The organism is Vibrio sp. CB1-14 (genome assembly GCF_040412085.2).
Taxonomy (GTDB): domain Bacteria; phylum Pseudomonadota; class Gammaproteobacteria; order Enterobacterales; family Vibrionaceae; genus Vibrio; species Vibrio chaetopteri.
The window spans coordinates 1,658,418-1,675,141 of sequence record NZ_CP115920.1; the positions used below are offsets into that span (position 1 = coordinate 1,658,418).

The following is a 16,724-nucleotide window of genomic DNA, read 5'->3' on the forward strand; positions in this document are numbered from 1 at the left end:
TATGGCAAAAGTTGTTGGTGGTATTACTACCTCTCACATTCCTTCAATTGGTAAGGCTATTGAGAACAATCTACAGCAGACAGACTATTGGAAGCCACTGTTTGATGCCTACCCACCTATCCATCATTGGCTTGATGAGGTTAAGCCGGATGTAGCCGTTGTTTTCTACAATGATCATGGCTTGGAATTTTTCTTGGATAAAAAGCCGACATTTGCGATCGGTGCTGCACCTTCTTATAAAAATGCCGATGAAGGTTGGGGGATTCCGACTATTCCTGAAATTAAAGGCGACCCAGAGCTTTCCTGGCATATCTGTAACCAGTTGGTGGAAGATGAATTCGACATTACGATTTGCCAAGAAATGAAAGTAGACCATGGGTTAACGGTTCCGATGCAGCTTATGTGGCCGAACTTTAGCTATGGTCATATGAAGGTGATCCCTGTTTGCATCAACGTTGAGCAACACCCAATGCCATCGCCGAAACGTTGTTTTGACTTCGGTAAGGCGATAGGTAAAGCGATCGAAAGTTACGACCAAAACCTTAAAGTGGTTGTGCTTGGTACAGGAGGGTTGTCGCATCAACTTGATGGCGAACGCGCTGGCTTTATTAACAAAGAGTTTGATCTTTATTGTATGGAAAAACTCATTGATGATCCCGAAACACTAACCAAACTGTCGATTTACGATCTGGTCGAGCAAGGCGGTGCACAGGGCGCGGAATTGATTATGTGGTTAGGCATGAGAGGCGCACTAACGGGTGAGTTAAATGTTCTTAAAAGTAGCTATCATGCGCCTATTTCAAATACAGGTGCAGGTACCATGCTGATTGAGAACAATTAGGCATAAACGTCTAACCGTTCTCTTTTTTGAAACCTCAAGCAGTGATGCTTGAGGTTTTTTAGTATCTAGGGAAAGCGACGACTCCGGACACGCTCTGATACTGCATCAATCGAATAAGAGGCTTTAGCGCAGCGTAAGCTATCGGCAGAGTCTTTTGCGAACAACCCAGTTACTAAGGAGGCCGCGAAATACAAGAGTGTTGAATGGGCGTCAGAGCTAGAACCGGAGCCAAAGCCATGAAGAGAAGAGGCTTGGTTAGCCATGGTGCTGGCGCACTTAACGACACAAAAAAGGCCAGTCGATTCAACGACTGGCCTAACATGTTTTCTAGGTTCTAGGTTCTAGGTTCTAGGTTCTAGGTTCTAGGTTCGAGCTCAGGAAAAGGGCTTTCCATTGTCCTCGATGTTAGTGTCTAAACAATGTGAGCCATTTGCTGCTTGGTTTTAGCGCGTACAAGGAAGCATAGCGCGACAAACAAAATGAAGCCCAACGCTCTAGTTAACACTATCGGCGTACTAAAGTTAGTTGCAGCCTCTGGCCAAGCGATAAAAATCGCAGCAGCGATAAAGCCGCTTCGTTTCATCCATGTCAATGGAACACCTAACCAGCCAGAGAAACCAATACTCATGGATATTGTTGCCATAGTCGCTAGGGAGATAGCCACTACTATACTTAAACCATCACCGATCAGTAACACGCCTGGCATAGTGACAAATAAGAATGGGATGAGTAATTTAACAAACCCTAAACGCATTGATTCGATGGCCGTCTCATTGGCGTCTGCTCCTGAAATTGTGGCTGCGGCATACGCTGCGAGTGCGACTGGTGGCGTAATTGCTGACACCAAACCAAAATAGAAAATGAACATGTGGGCGGAAATCGTTTCCATGCCCAGTTGTGTCATTGCAGGCGCAACGAGAACTGCCAAGAGAAGGTAGGCCGCTGAGGTTGGCAGTCCCATTCCAAGAACAAAAGAAGCGAGTGCCGTTAACAGCAAAACCGTCCAGAGACTGCCGTCACCAACGTCAATGATAAGGCCAGAAATCATCAGACCCATGCCCGTTAAGTTCAAAATACCAATCACAATACCCGCAGAGGCCACAGCCGCTACGATGGGCAGTGTATTGACCAAGGTGTCCTTGCAGGAATCAATCAGATCGACCCAGTTAACACGAGTCTCTGGCTTCCATGGACTAATAACCAGGCCGGCAATAATACCCATGACCGCCGCTTGGGTTGGTGACTGTCCGGAGATCATCAGACCCACTAGGACGGCCAGAGGCAATAGCAGGTAAATCTTAGTCTGCAGGGTCGCTTTAAGTAGCGCCCAACCCGCCTCAGAGTCGGGTTTAAGACCTAATCGGCCTGCTTCTAAGCGCACTGAAATCATTAGTGCGAGTAGATATAGCAGTGCAGGAACTAAGGCAGCCAGTGCGATTTCTGCGTAAGGAACACCGATCATTTCTGCCATTAAGAAGGCAGCAGCCCCCATGACAGGTGGCATGATCTGTCCTGCTGACGAGGCGGCGGCTTCTATTGCGCCTGCTAATTTCGGGCTGTAGCCAACACGCTTCATTAGGGGGATAGTGAATGTACCCGTGGTGACCACATTTGCTACCGCACTGCCATTGAGAGAGCCGAGCAAAGCGCTCGACAGTGCAGCGGATAATCCAGGACCACCCTGAACGCGTCCTGTTAGTCCTCTAGCGATATCAACAAATACGGCTCCGGTTCCTATCTTGGTTAGTATGGTTCCAAATAAACCGAACAAGAAAATGTACTCTACGGCGACCCCCATAGGCACACCATAAACACCTTCTGTTGAAAGAAGCAGTGTTGATGTTAATCGGTGCAGATCATAGCCACCGTGTCCGTACTCACCTGGAATTAAGTCACCAAAATAGACATAAGTAAAAGCAGTAGCCATTAAAATGATCAGAGCTCGGCCAACGGCCTGCCTTACAAATACAAAAATGACTAAGATGAGGGCGAGGAATACCCAAATGTCTTCAGAAACGGACATCGCACCACGCATGATGATGTCAATATAAGAGTTCCATAAGTAGGGGCCGGGAATTAACGCGATGAGGGACAGCAAGTAGAGACCAGTCCGTAGAAACACTGACTGTGTTTGGGAGGCGTAGAAAACCATGGCCGCACAAGCGACTAAAGAGAAAAATGATGAACGTAAAAGTAGGGCAGTGATGCCCCCGTAATAGGCGCCGTAAAGAACAAGACCAGCCGTCGCAACGGCTAATACACTGAACAAAATAGATACGACAAGTTGCTCCTTCCAACCTAAGGACTCAGATGGAAGAAGCAGACTTGAGAAAGAGGTCTGCTTCATAGAGAGTTCCTTTAGTTAGTTTTAGACTCGTCGAAGTATTGTTTCGCACCCGGGTGCAAATCGATAGGGGTCGTTGGAGCGGTTTCTAATTGGATATTTTTAGCTTGGGGATGCACTTGTACCAGCTCATCCAAATTAGAGAAAATTGCATTGGTAATGCTGTAGATTTGGTTTTTGTCTACTTTACTACTGGTGAACAAAATCGCCGGGTCATTAATAACCGTAACTGGCTCTGCAATATCAGAGTAAACCCCTGGCTGCAATTGAGCGACTTGATAGAAAGGATACTTTTCGACCATGCTTTGAAGCTTCTCTTTATCGGCGGAAAGTAGCTTCATATCTACTTGAGAGTTTAAATCGATGAGAGAAGAGGTTGGCGCACCGGCTAAAACAACTGTGGCATCAACCTGACCACTAACAAGCGCTTTCACGCCCTCAGTGTATGATAAAAAGCGTGGGGTTATCTGTTTGAAAACGCCATACTCTTCAAGCAAACGCTGCGTGATAACGGCAGCATTACTACCCGGAGGACCTACACTCACACGCTTTCCCTTCAAGTCGTCAAATGAGTTAATCCCTTTACCTTTGACCGTTGCCACTTGCAAAACCGCCGGATAAAGATACGCGACACTTGCTACATCTAACGCCCCGGTTCTTTCAAATGGTCCTTGTCCATTTTTAGCTTCAAACAGTGTGGAGGAAGAAGAGAAGCCGATCGTCATTTGGCCAGCAGCGACTCTGTGGTTGTTTTCGACAGATGCGCCAGTCACTTCTGCGCGAGCGGTTGTATCGTCAACATGTTTGTTTACGGTTTCTGCGATACCCGCACCGATAACGTAAAATAGACCGCCAGTGCCGCCCGTACCGATTGAAATGCGCTCAGTAGCAAGTGAAGCGCTAGAAGTCATTACAGCAGTGAGCAGCGCTGCAATTAGGATGTTCTTTTTCATGTTTGTCTCGTCCCTGGAGTAGTAATTTTATAGTCGTGGCGAGTGTAAGCTGACCTGCCCAATAATATATTGAAGGTGGGACTTACAGATGTCTTAAACTTGTTATTTGTAATTTAATCCCCACATAAGTGGTCGATTTTGTGATCGTTGCACTATTGCCTCAATCGTGAGGCAATAGAGATATGCGTACAGTTTTATTGCTATTGTTTTGAGTGTTTTAATGCACTCATACACAATTATTCGTGCTACAGCGAGTCGACACATTGCGGGAAGATAGCCTGAAAACCTTCGGCATGTTGACAGCTTCGGCCACCTGCTTGTCCACCAGAGTTTCTTCTAAAGTGATTGCCGCGATTTTCAGCAAGATTTTCATAAAAAGTCCATAGATGTTCCTGACCTTGCATGCATTCGATGGCCGCTTTTTTGCTTTCCCACACTTCAGAGATGTCTAAGAAGGTATTAGGTTTCCATTCCATTTGCTCACTTTGATGTGGTTCGAATAGGTAAACCTGTGGTGCACCAAGTACTTTTTCACCAGGGTTATGACCCCATGCTTGAGCGATCATTCGACATTGAAGAGCGATCTCAGTGGCGTACATGTGATCGGTGTTGTAAGGATCCCATTTAGAGTGCGTCATGATGAACTCAGGTTGAACTTCACGAATTAGGTCGACGATTTGGTATTTGCCTTCTTTGTCGATTTCAAGAGGGTAGTCCCCGAAGTCGAAAAAACGAATGTCGCTAACGCCCAGGGCAGCAGCGGCAGCGGTCGCCTCTTGATGACGGATGCGTTTAACATCTTCAATTGTCATTCCTTCTTGCTTCCATAGCTTTGCTGACTCGCCACGCTCGCCATAAGAAAGACAAGCGATGGTCACTTCATAGCCGAGTTTTTGATGTAAGGCGATGGCTCCGCCACAACGCCATACGAAATCGGCAGAATGGGCACTGATTACTAAAGCTGTTTTCTTTGTCATGTTATTAATCCTTCACTTTCTTTATCGCTCTTTTTTGAGCTTGTTTTCATTGTTTGGTTTGAGGCTAATACTCTTCGGTATCAATCTCTGCTTGTGTCTGTGTGTTGTACCTGCTGCCGATAAACGCTGTTTGCGGCACAGTACGTTCAATTTGATCCAATAGAGCGCTTGAGATTGAATATTGCTGAGCATTCCAGTTGTCTTCTAAGTGCTTGATGCTGGTGGTGCCGGGCAATGCAATCGAGTTGGGTGCTTTTGCTAGTGTCCAAGCTAATGCAAATTGCGCCAATGTTGGGGATGGCAAAGAAGTATTTTCTTCTGCAAACATTGGAAGCAGGCAAGCAAACTTATCGACTGTCGCTAAGTTAGTGCTGAAGTGATCGTCATTGAAGCGCGGCATAGCATTACGAATATCTCCTGCGACAAATTGATTGCTTTGCAATTCACCACTGAGAATTCCACGTCCGACAGGGCTGAATGAAACAAACGCACTGCCAAGCCCACGACACTTATCAATCACAGCGATTTCAGCATTTCTAGACCATAGGGAATACTCCGATTGCACTGCTGCAATAGGGTGGATGCAATGCGCTTTTTCAAGTGTGGTTGCCGACACTTCAGATAAGCCAATGTGTTTAATCTTGCCCTCGTCGACGAGTCTTGATAGCTCGCCCACACTCTCTTCTATCGGAACTGATTTGTCCCAACGATGCAGGTAATAAAGGTCGATCACATCGGTATTTAATCGACGGAGTGCTTGCTCACAAGTCTGGCGAAGGGTTTCAGGGCGACCATCTATGGTGCGTTTACCATTCGCTCCTTTGAACATGCCGCACTTACTTGCAAGCAAATATTCATTGCGGCGATGTCCCACCGCTTTAGCTAGCAGTTGCTCGTTGTCTCCGAACCCATACAGCGCAGCGGTATCTAGCATGTTGCAACCGAGATCTAGTGCTTGGTTGAGAAGTTCAATACCGTGTTTCTCAGTCGGTGGTGTCCCATAGGCGTGGGACAGGTTCATACAGCCTAATGCCACTGGAGCTAACGTAGTTCCGCCAATCTTTCGCATTCGTCGTCCCTACTGTTCTTGTAGTTGTTGTTCAAGTTCATGTAGGGTTTCCATCGCGGGTAAGCAGCTTGCAACGCTGGAATTAGGTTCGCGACCTGTGCGGATAGCGTCGATAAACTCTCTATCGATCAGTTCGATACCATTATTCGAAACAGCAACACCTTCAAGCGAGATAGGGTTCTCATTGCCATCAAATAAGTCGTCATAACGTGCAATGTAGGTTCCCTCATCGCAGATATAACGGAAGAAGGTGCCAAACGGTCCATCATTGTTGAATGACAAAGACAGTGTACACAGCGCGCCTGATGGGGTTTTCATTCCAATGCTCATGTCCATGGCAATGTTAAGTTCAGGATGAATCGGTCCTTGCATTGCTTGAATTTTGGAGGCTTTTTGACCCGTTTGATATTGGAAAAGATCGACGGTATGGCAAGCGTGGTGCCAAAGTAGGTGATCAGTCCACGTTCGCGGCTCTCCCTTAGCGTTGGTATTGGTGCGGCGGAAGAAATAGGTTTGAACGTCCATTTGCTGAATAGTCAGTTCACCTGCGGCGATTTTGTTGTGTATCCACTGATGGCTAGGGTTGAAGCGACGTGTGTGTCCAGCCATAGCAACGACACCGGTTTTCTTCTGTGTTTCAACGACTTTATAGCTGTCCTCGATATTGTCAGCCATTGGTATTTCAACCAAAACGTGTTTGCCGGCCTCCATACACTGTATTGCTTGTTCAGCGTGCATTTGGGTTGGCGTCGCAAGGATCACTGCTTGGAAGTCGTCGGACTTCAGCGCTTGTTCGAGAGAACTGAAGCCTTGTGCTGCTTGATATTTCTCGGTAATTAGCTGGTCAAGCTTGTCCTGCTCTGGTGCCACCAAGGCAGTTACATTGACGTCTTCGATATTACGTAAAGCTTCGAGGTGTTTTTGACCAAAAGCGCCGGTTGCGCCTACGACACACACGTTCATAATCATTCCTTTTATATTCAAGCGATGTAGGGTTTGGATTGGTAATATATTTTGCATTCGCGAGTTAATTTGGCGCGTGCAAGTGTTTGATTATTTCATCTGACAGTTCTTCCAAGGGCAGTTGCTGCTCTTCTATAGGCATAGCGCCCAACATCTGATGCCAGTTCATGGCACCCGTCACCATAGAGTGGTTTATCTTGAGATCCTTCAGCAATGCCTCGACTTCTTTCAGCTCTGAATGTCTTCGCTCTCCGTGATTTAGCATTCTTTCCATGTGGTAGCGACTCAGTTTAGCCAGTGCCAGCTCAGGGTAGGTGTCGCTCAAGGACTTAAGCACTTGTTTTTCCACTCCCGACTTACGTGCAGCAACAAGACATTCGGTAGTGAGTGCTTCAAAGCCTTTGACGAGTATGGAGCGCAGTATTTTAATGCTTGATGCATCTCCAACCCTCTCTGAGATGACTTGCGTCTTAAACCCCAAACTGGTGAGGTAACTGGCGGCTTGTTTTGCTTTAGGACCTGAAAGGTTAACTGGAATCGCTGGAGCGCTGTGAAGTACAGGCGCCATGATAGCAACATCAACATAGTTTGAGCCTTGTTGTTCAGTTAGCCTTGCAAGCTCTTTTTTTGTTTGTGGAGAGCAGGAGTTACAATCCAAAACCAGCTGCTTGTGACCCAGTGACGGGATGATATCTTTTATTGCTGTTTCAGCCTGGTCTGCTGTTACAAGAGAAAACACGACTTGCGCGCCATGAATAGCCTCTTGCGCTCTAAATGTACCTTGGACGCCATAATCGATATATTCGAGAAGTTTTGTTTCCCTAGATATGGATCTATTTGTTTTTATGTCAAACGCATTCATTATTTCTGGGGCTTTATTGCTCCAAGCGGAAATAAAAGATTTCGCTGCTTCACCAAAGCCAATAAATGCAATTCTTGTGACCCTCACTATAACCACCTTGTCGTCTTTAATTATTTTGGTTACAGCAAAACAGTACCATTGGCCATTCGGTATGGATAATCAATTAAAGAGTAAGGGTATTCAATTTTGGGAAAAAGCGGTCGAATTAGACCGCCATTTTGACGCCGTTTGTTCTTAATAATTGCAGGAAATGTTTTTGTACAGAGGTAGCAAACCAGTTCTTGCGAACGGTTAAACCAATAGGTCGGGACTGATCGTCGCCTTCAAAAGGTAGGGCAGTTAGGTGTCCTTCTTTGAGTTCTCGTTGAATTTGATGTTGGGAAAGTAACGTCAACCGATCACTGCCTAGTAGCAGCTCTTTTACCAGCATCTGTGAGCTGGCTTCTACCAGTCGATTTGGCACTTCGATATCACCTTTAGTAAAAAGATCTTCGAACATTTTTCTCGTTGGCGTTGCTTTTGATGATACCACCCAACTGGATTGCTGTAGATCCTCTAAGCTGACATGGTCTTTTTGTGTTAGAGGGTGGTTTGCTCGGCAAAGTATGGTGTTTTTGGACTCGAATAATGTTTCTTGGCGGATGTCAGTGCTTGGTATAGGAAAGCGTAGTGCGCCAATTAAGATGTCGATCTCGCCATACTTTAAGTGGTTAAGAAGATCTTTATAGGGGCCATCAATAACCTGTATTTGGCAGTCTGGGTAAGCTAAGGAGAATTCATTGATAGTGCTCGGTAGTAGGCCTGTTCGAGCAAGAGGTAGGCAGCCGACAGTGATGGTACTACTGTGACGATTACTTAACAGGTCAACTTCATCAAGGCCTTGTTTTATTTCAACAAAAGCAAGCTTACTTGCTTTGTTCAGAACCGAACCCGCTTTGGAGAGCGTAACACCTGTGCTGGTTTTTTCAAACAGCGTGAAACCGAGAATATGTTCAAGATCTTTCGATGCTCGGTATACAGATGATTGGGATACTTCCAGGATTCGACTGGCCTCAGTAAAGCTCTGTCCATTTGCTACGGCGATCAATGCTTTTAATTGGGTTGTCGTGATATTGAAGAGGTAGCGTTGCACACTGCTTTTACGTTGTTTGGTTGCAACTTTGAGTGCGTCAGCAATGCCTTGGCTTATGTTTTCTAGTGCTCGGTCAATTCGAAATGCGAACGTTTTTCCTTGTTCTGTGGGTTTCATGCCGTCGCTGGTGCGCTCGAACAACTCGCTATTGATGTTTTTCTCAAGTTTGGAGATGGCTTGGGTTATCGCGGGCTGAGATAGAAATACAGAATCGGATGCTTTGCTAATACTTCCCGTATGCACGACTTCAGAGATAGCTCGTAAGTGACGTAGATTAGGGATATTAAACATGCAGTTTCCTTAAGTGATTAATTTAACTTAGATGTGTTGATAAGGATGTCGAGACCAGCGATAAAACTAAGAATGATATATAGATATCACTTACAAACACTGTGCCTTTACTGAATGACCTATTAGTAACGGAAAATAGGCGTTTGATGAAGGTGATAACGGTACAATGTTTCGAAAGTGTGACTTAATTCTCTATAATGAATGGCTATTCTCGTGATGTTTATGACTATTTATTGATGGTGTGTAGGTTATTTGCTCCATCTTAAGTTGCTGTTTAAAAAGGATTGTTTTTGTTCTTTAAGTTCTTATAAACGGTATTGTTATCTAAATTTTGAATAATGCTTTCAGTAAGTGAATTTTAACTTGTTAAATCCAAGTGTTAGTTTTATCGGCAATGAAACAGGAGGTTCTACCCGATGAAAACTATAAAAACTGTATCCCTTGCCGTATCCATGGCTTTCGCTGTAAACACTCACGCTGCTGACATCGATATTTCGATTGGGCATGTTGATTCTCAAGATTGGACTATCTCTAAGAAAGGTGCTGCGACACAAGTATTCAAGAATATCGTTGAAGCGGAATCGGGTGGTCGAATCGCCGTTAACATCTATCCATCTGGTCAGCTCGGTGGTGAGACCGAGCTACTACAGTCAGCGCAAGAGGGAATGCTGACGATGGCGATGGTCTCTGGGGCATACTCTAAGCTCTGTAAAGAAGCTAACGTTTTAGAGATTCCTTATCTTTTCCCATCGGCACCGGTTGCCTGGGAAGTGCTAGATGGTGAATTTGGTCAGAAACTAAGCGAGCAATGTCTTAAAACAACCGGTTTACGTAACTTAGCGTACGGTGAAACGGGCTTTCGTCACTTCACTAATTCAAAGCGTGAGATCAAATCCCCAGATGATCTACAAGGTCTAAAAATTCGCGTAATGACAACACCGTTGTACGTTGAGTTACTCAAGTCGCTAAAAGCGGAACCAACGCCAATTGCATTCCCAGAAGTGCCAGCGGCTTTGACTACGGGTGTCATAGACGGTCAAGAAAACCCAGTTAGTGTTATCAGTGCGAACAAGTTCTACGAGCTGCAAAAGTACATCACACTTGATGGTCACGTCTATGGTACCGATTTCTTGTTAATGAATGAGGACTTCTATCAGAGCCTATCTGATGCTGACCGAGCCATCATTGATCGCGCGTCTAATGTAGCAGGAACCGTCGGCCGTGCGATTCAGCAAGTCAACTCAGCAGAGGGGCTTGAAGTTCTCGCACAAAAAGGCATGAAGATTACGTCGCTGACACCAGAGCAACAGAAGCAGTTCCGCGATCAAACGCAACCAGCGGTTATCAAATGGCTAGAGGGTACGGTTGACTCTAAATGGATTGATGGGGCGCTTCAGGCTGTTGAGGCTGCAAGCAAGTAAATCTATTTACTGCGGCACAACGCAATGTCGTGCCGCGGTTCTCTGCTAGGGGAAGGGTAATTATGATGGAACAGTATAAAAAACTCTTAGCGTTTTGTGCGGGTTCATCACTATTTGTACTGTTTTCGGTGATGTTAATTACCACCATCAGTCGCTATTTTTTTAATACGTCGATCTTATGGGGTGAAGAACTGTGCAAATACTCGATGATTTACGGCGTTATGTTTGGTACGTCGCTGTGTTATTTAGAAGGGCTACACATTAAGTTTGCAGTCCTCGACTCAATCAAATCAAGCTTGTTTCAAAAAGCTCTGGAAGTCATCGTTGATATTTTAGTACTGGTGTGTGCGGGTGTCATGACGTATTCCGGCTACCTTTTTGTGATGAAACGCGGTGGCATCGAGTCCCCAGGAATTGGCGTGAACATGTATTACTTTCAGGCCGCGTTAGTGGTAGGCGGCATTTGTTTGATTGTCTCAGCGTTACTGCGCTTGGCCGAACATGTGAAAGTACTGCGTAATCAACAGACTTCTTCTCGTTTAACTCAAGGCGACGTATAAGGATTTACTATGCCATCAATAGCTTTAATGGGCGGTATGCTCGTATTTGGTGTTCCTCTGGTATTTGCCATTATGTTGGCAATGTCATTTTACGTAGCGAGCACTCCTATCTCAATCAGCTTGGTAGCCCAGCGCATATTTAGCGGCTTAGATTCATTCTCGATTCTTGCTGTGCCACTGTTTGTTTTGGCTGGTGAATTGATGAATAAAAGCGGCATCACAAATCGCATTATTGACTTCGCTAATGCGCTGTTTGGTCACCTTCGTGGCGGTCTCGCTCAAGTGAATATTTGGTCCTCTGTTATGTTCGCGGGTATTTCCGGTTCTGCCGTCGCTGATACATCTGCTCTAGGGCGTGTGTTTATTCCTCAAATGGAAAAAGAGGGCTACAGCAAAGCGTTTTCCTCTGCGCTGACCGCAGCCTCATCGGTTATCGGTCCTATGATCCCACCGAGTATTCCGGTAATAATCTATGCATTGATCGCCAGTGGTGTTTCTGTCCCTGCATTATTCCTGGCGGGTATTGTACCGGGTATTTTGTCGGCCATCGCACTGTCTACTTTCGTGTTCTTCTACGCGACTAAGCACAACATTGTTGGTACGACCCAAAGAACGAGTCGCCGTAAAGCATTGGTCAAAGCATTTGTTCCCTTGAGTATGCCAATCTTTATTCTCGGCTCTATTTTGTTGGGAGTGGTTACCCCAACGGAAGCTGCAGCTTTCGCCGCTTTCTATGCGCTATCTGTGGGTATGTTCTTATATAAATCGATCACGATTAAAGACTTACCAGAAGTATTTATGCGATCGATGCGTGACTCATCCATTGTGCTGATTTTGATTGCTGTTGTGTCTGTCGCGAACTGGCTATTAACATTCTCTAGAGTTCCTCAGTTTATTAGCCAACAGGTATTGAGTTCGATTTCTGACCCAATCATGTTCCTCATTATGGTTAATGTCATCCTCTTGGTTGTTGGGTTATTTTTGGAAGGCATTGCCGCAATGCTGATTCTCATTCCAATCTTCCATCCAATAGCAATGAGCTTCGGTATCGACCCAGTCCATTTTGGCATTGTGGTGATTTTTAATCTGATGATTGGTTTGATAACGCCGCCAATGGGGATCTGTTTGTTCGTGTCGAATACGATTTCTAAGGTGGGAATAGCCGCTATATCTAAGCAGGTAATGCCATTATTTTTGCTTGAGGTGTTGGTATTGTTCTTTATTACCTTCGTGCCCCAAAGCGTCCTCTTCTTACCACAATTGCTCGGGTATTAGACGCTAATAATGTTTGTTCTAGAAGTATTACTGCCACTCATATTGATTGTAGTGGCAGGGTTTCTCTCAATCAAAAAACGGCTTTTTAGCCAACAGTTTGTCGCGGAAACCAGCAAGTTCGTGCTGTATGTCTCACTGCCTGCGGTCATAGTCAGCAGTTTAACAAGCATAGAACTCACTCAAGTCATCGACCTCAACTTTATGTTGATTTATGCCATTGCTGGTTTGGTGTCGATGATAGCCTCGATAGTGATAAGCCGTTACATGTTCAAATTTAACTGGACTGAGAGTTACATCAACGGGCTAGGTAGCGGAATGCCCAACAGTGCATTTGTGGGCTTGCCTATTGTTCTCTCGCTTTATAACGGTCAGTACGTTGAAGCGTTTTTAATGTGCGTGCTGGTGGAGAACTTAGTGTTTATTCCCATTAGCTTAGTGTTATTGGAGTTTGCTCAGGGCAAAAGCGCAGGTTGGAAAACTCAGATCATGGGCGTGCTGGAGCGCGTATCCAAAAACCCCATTATCTTGGCGATTCTGTTTGCACTTATGGTCAATATCACCGGTGTCACGTTGCCAAGTTTTGTTGCTGATAGCGTATCCATTTTCGCAACAACATCGGTGGCATTAGCGCTGTTTGCCATAGGTGGGGCATTGGGGCAGTCACTGCAGTTTGAGCAATATAAACGCATCGCATTTGTGTCGTCTATGAAGCTGGTTTTCTTTCCCTTGGTGGCGTTGATGCTGTTATCGCAACTGCCAGTTGAGGGGGACATGCAATACGTACTACTGATTTTTGCAGCGGCACCAATGCTATCTATCTATCCAATTCTTGGTGGCTGTTATCAGCAGCAGCGCTTTTGTTTAAATACGTTGATCGTCACCACAATAGCATCGGGTTTTTCGCTGTCAGTCGTTATCTCACTTACCACATCATAACTATAAACACGCGCCAGAGCGCGTAACGTAAATAAAAGGTTAAAACATGAAACAAGTTAAAATAGCTGTTGCTGGAGCCGGTTTGATCGGAAAAACTCACATCAAACTTGTGTCGGAAAATAATCAATCGACGTTGTCGGCCATTGTTGACCCATTTCCGAGTGCCCAAGCGATCGCGAATGAATATGGCGTGAAAGTTTACTCGAGCTTGGAGGAACTGTTTGCGCAAGACAAACCCGATGGTGTCATTCTTGCCACTCCCAATAAACTACACGCGATCCAAGCCCATGAATGTATCCAAGCTGGGGTGCCTGCTATTGTCGAGAAGCCGGTGACAGATTCCATTGATGATGCGATTGAGCTGTTTAAACATGCCAAGCGTGAAGAAACCAAAATGCTAGTTGGCCATCACCGTGCATATAGCCCTTTACTTGAGAAGGCCAAATCGATTATTGACAGTGGTGAGCTGGGTAAAACCGTGTCGATTATGGGCTGTGCAATGTTTTACAAGCCTGATGATTACTACGATGAAGGCCCATGGCGCAAAGTAAAAGGCGGCGGCCCAATTCTTATTAATATGATCCATGAAATTGGTAATCTCCGTCACTTAGTGGGTGACATTGTTGGCGTTCAAGCGCTCAACTCTAATGCAACGCGTGAATTTGAAGTCGAAGATACCACGGTTATTTCGCTTCGATTTACGAACGGCACACTCGGCTCGTTTTTACTGTCAGACTCTTCAGCAAGTCCTCGCAGCTGGGAGCAAACATCACAAGAGAATAAGTCCTACGCGACGTACGAGACCGAAGATTGCTACCACGTAGCGGGCACCAAAGGTTCGTTGTCTATCCCAACCATGCAAATTAAGACATTCCAAAATGAAGTTACGCCGTCATGGTGGAATGCAATGGAGGAGCGTCAGGAAGAAGTAACAAGAGAAGACCCACTAAAACGTCAGTTGGAACACTTTTGTGCGTTGATCCGTGGCGATGAAAATACCCCACGCGTGAGTGTTTATGATGGCTTGCAAAACTTATTAGTTGTCGACGCCATTATTAAGGCGACCGAAACAGAAGCGTATGTGTCGGTTCAAGATGTATCTGTGTTAATCGATAAATAGGAGCTCAGAATGAAATACTCAATCGCAACGGTTTGTCTATCCGGTACTCTTGAGCAGAAGATGCATGCAGCGGCAAAAGCAGGATTCCATGCTATCGAGATATTTGAAAATGATCTGACTCAATATCGTGGCTCTGCCTCCGATGTAAAGCGCATTGCTGACAGTATGGGCTTGGACATTTTAGTGCTTCAGCCTTTCCGTGATATGGAAGGGATGCCAGATGGTTTGCGCCAGAAGAAATACAAAATGATGGAGCGCAAAATGGAGCTCGCACACCAGCTTGGCACCAAACGCCTAATGATGTGCAGTAACGTACACCCGCGTTCCACAAATAACTTAGACCGCTGCGCGGAAGATCTTTACGCGTTGGCCGAACTGGCTAAGCGTGAAGACTTGGAGCTTGGTTATGAGGCGCTTGCATGGGGACGTCATATTGCTGACTACGATGACGCATGGAATTTGGTGAACATGGTGAACCACCCCAATCTTGGTGTCGTGCTTGATACCTTCCATATGTTCGCACGCGGCAACACGTTAGACACATTACGTAATGATATTCCGGTAGAAAAGATTGCTCTGGTTCAAGTCGCCGATGCGCCAAAAATGCAAATGGACATCTTGCAATACAGCCGACATTACCGATGCTTCCCAGGACAAGGAGACTTTCCGGTCATAGACTTTGTGAAGACGCTGAAGGACAAAGGGTATGACGACTATCTCTCACACGAAGTGTTTAATGATGAGTTTCGAGCCTCTTCCCCTAAAGAGAAGGCCGTTGATGGCATTCGTTCTCTGAAATGGCTAGAAGACCAAACAGACAACTTATTTGAAATGCCGAGTGTGTCTGACCTGAGTTTCATTGAGTTTGCTGTCAAAGATCGAGAGGATAACGCGTTTACTGATGTAATTGAGTCGCTTGGTTTCCAAAAAACGCACAACCATAAAAGCAAAAATGTTGACCTTTATCAGATAGGGGACATCAATCTGATCTTCAATTACGAGAAGAACAGTAATGCGCAAAGCTACCTTGAAGGACATGGTGAGTCGGTATGTGCCTTGGGCGTCTTGACCAAAGATTCAGACCGATTGGCGGAGTTGGCAAAACGCTATAATAGCCCAGCGATATTCCAGGCGCGCCAGGAAAATGAACTAGACATTCCAACGTTAAAAAGCTCAAGTCAGCTTATGATTCATTTACTGGATGAAAATCATGCCGAGAAATTCTACGACGTTGATTTTGTCGCTGTAGAGCCATCTCTGGCCGTCAATGACAACTTATTACGTATCGACCATATTGGTCAGGTCGTGTCGACGGATACGTTATTGTCGAACCTATTTTTCTACAAATCTATCTTTGGCTTTGTTCCTGAAGAGAGCTTTGATCTACCCGATATTAACGGATTGATTACTAGCCGAACCATCAAAAGTCCGAACGAGAAGATTAAGATTGCACTAAACACAACCAATGCTAAGCGCACGTCCGCGCAGAGGTTTCTTAATGAGTCTAATGGAGCGAGTATCAATCAAGTTGCTTTGGAGTGTAAAGATATATTCAAAGCAGCAGAGAACCTTTCGCCTATCTATCAGCTGAAGATCCCCACCAACTATTATCTCGACATACAAGCACAATACGATCTCGATGATGGATTGATTGAGAAGCTGAAACACAACAACATTCTGTACACCGAAGATGAAACGGGCAGCTTTTTCCATTTCTATACAAAAGAAGTGAATGGTCTGTTCTTCGAAGTACTGCAGAGAGTTGATGAGTATAAAAAGTATGGTGAGACCAATGCGTTCATTCGTTTAGCGTCTCAGTCGTACAGCGATTAATGCTCTTGTGACAGCGAATAAATAAGGGTTGATTAGTGACGTTTCTCGGTTGCTGGTCAATTGTTATAAATCTCTCGTCAGTCAACAATTGTTTCGTCAAATAATGTATGTAGATAGAACAAGGTCTGATTCTAAAGCCAACTCGGA

Annotated in this window: 14 protein-coding genes; 7 read left to right on the plus strand and 7 right to left on the minus strand. The window is 45.3% G+C overall.

Annotated features, from left to right (window positions below; all coding sequences use genetic code 11):
* The first annotated feature begins 1 nt into the window (after position 1).
* On the plus strand, positions 2-841 hold the full coding sequence (locus PG915_RS07515; RefSeq protein WP_353498556.1) for a class III extradiol dioxygenase family protein: 840 nt from the start codon (positions 2-4) through the stop codon (positions 839-841).
* Between the two features lie 412 nt (positions 842-1,253).
* Here the strand turns inward: PG915_RS07515 and PG915_RS07520 are convergent, their stop codons facing one another.
* The 7 genes from PG915_RS07520 to PG915_RS07550 form a co-directional block, all read right to left on the minus strand.
* Positions 1,254-3,188: a TRAP transporter permease gene (locus PG915_RS07520; RefSeq protein WP_353498557.1), complete on the minus strand. Its 1,935-nt coding sequence runs from the start codon at positions 3,186-3,188 to the stop codon at positions 1,254-1,256.
* Positions 3,189-3,199: 11 nt separating this feature from the next.
* A complete protein-coding gene (locus tag PG915_RS07525) occupies positions 3,200-4,138 on the minus strand; it encodes a TAXI family TRAP transporter solute-binding subunit (RefSeq protein ID WP_353498558.1) in 939 nt (312 codons plus the stop codon).
* 245 nt (positions 4,139-4,383) lie between these two features.
* Complete coding sequence (locus PG915_RS07530; protein WP_353498559.1) at positions 4,384-5,115, minus strand: PIG-L deacetylase family protein; 732 nt, start codon at positions 5,113-5,115, stop codon at positions 4,384-4,386.
* Between the two features lie 64 nt (positions 5,116-5,179).
* Positions 5,180-6,184 carry an aldo/keto reductase gene (locus tag PG915_RS07535; protein ID WP_353498560.1) on the minus strand — a complete coding sequence of 335 codons (1,005 nt, stop codon included), beginning with the start codon at positions 6,182-6,184 and terminating at the stop codon, positions 5,180-5,182.
* A gap of 9 nt (positions 6,185-6,193) precedes the next feature.
* A complete protein-coding gene (locus tag PG915_RS07540; protein ID WP_353498561.1) occupies positions 6,194-7,147 on the minus strand; it encodes a Gfo/Idh/MocA family oxidoreductase in 954 nt (317 codons plus the stop codon).
* Positions 7,148-7,211: 64 nt separating this feature from the next.
* Positions 7,212-8,096: a DUF1932 domain-containing protein gene (locus tag PG915_RS07545; protein WP_353498562.1), complete on the minus strand. Its 885-nt coding sequence runs from the start codon at positions 8,094-8,096 to the stop codon at positions 7,212-7,214.
* 118 nt (positions 8,097-8,214) lie between these two features.
* Positions 8,215-9,432 (minus strand): LysR family transcriptional regulator, encoded by a 1,218-nt coding sequence (locus tag PG915_RS07550; protein ID WP_353498563.1) that lies wholly within the window; start codon positions 9,430-9,432, stop codon positions 8,215-8,217.
* A gap of 416 nt (positions 9,433-9,848) precedes the next feature.
* On the opposite strand from PG915_RS07550, the gene PG915_RS07555 reads away from it, so the two are divergent.
* From PG915_RS07555 to PG915_RS07580, 6 genes are all read left to right on the plus strand, one after another.
* Entirely contained in the window at positions 9,849-10,853 is a 1,005-nt protein-coding gene (locus PG915_RS07555) for a DctP family TRAP transporter solute-binding subunit (protein WP_353498564.1), read from the plus strand.
* A gap of 62 nt (positions 10,854-10,915) precedes the next feature.
* Positions 10,916-11,413, plus strand: a complete 498-nt coding sequence (locus PG915_RS07560) for a TRAP transporter small permease (RefSeq protein WP_353498565.1) — start codon at positions 10,916-10,918, stop codon at positions 11,411-11,413.
* Between the two features lie 9 nt (positions 11,414-11,422).
* A complete protein-coding gene (locus PG915_RS07565) occupies positions 11,423-12,688 on the plus strand; it encodes a TRAP transporter large permease (RefSeq protein ID WP_353498566.1) in 1,266 nt (421 codons plus the stop codon).
* 9 nt (positions 12,689-12,697) lie between these two features.
* A complete protein-coding gene (locus PG915_RS07570; protein ID WP_353498567.1) occupies positions 12,698-13,624 on the plus strand; it encodes an AEC family transporter in 927 nt (308 codons plus the stop codon).
* Positions 13,625-13,670: 46 nt separating this feature from the next.
* Positions 13,671-14,744: a Gfo/Idh/MocA family protein gene (locus tag PG915_RS07575; protein WP_353498568.1), complete on the plus strand. Its 1,074-nt coding sequence runs from the start codon at positions 13,671-13,673 to the stop codon at positions 14,742-14,744.
* Between the two features lie 9 nt (positions 14,745-14,753).
* Positions 14,754-16,577: a bifunctional sugar phosphate isomerase/epimerase/4-hydroxyphenylpyruvate dioxygenase family protein gene (locus PG915_RS07580; RefSeq protein WP_353498569.1), complete on the plus strand. Its 1,824-nt coding sequence runs from the start codon at positions 14,754-14,756 to the stop codon at positions 16,575-16,577.
* Positions 16,578-16,724: the final 147 nt, after the last annotated feature.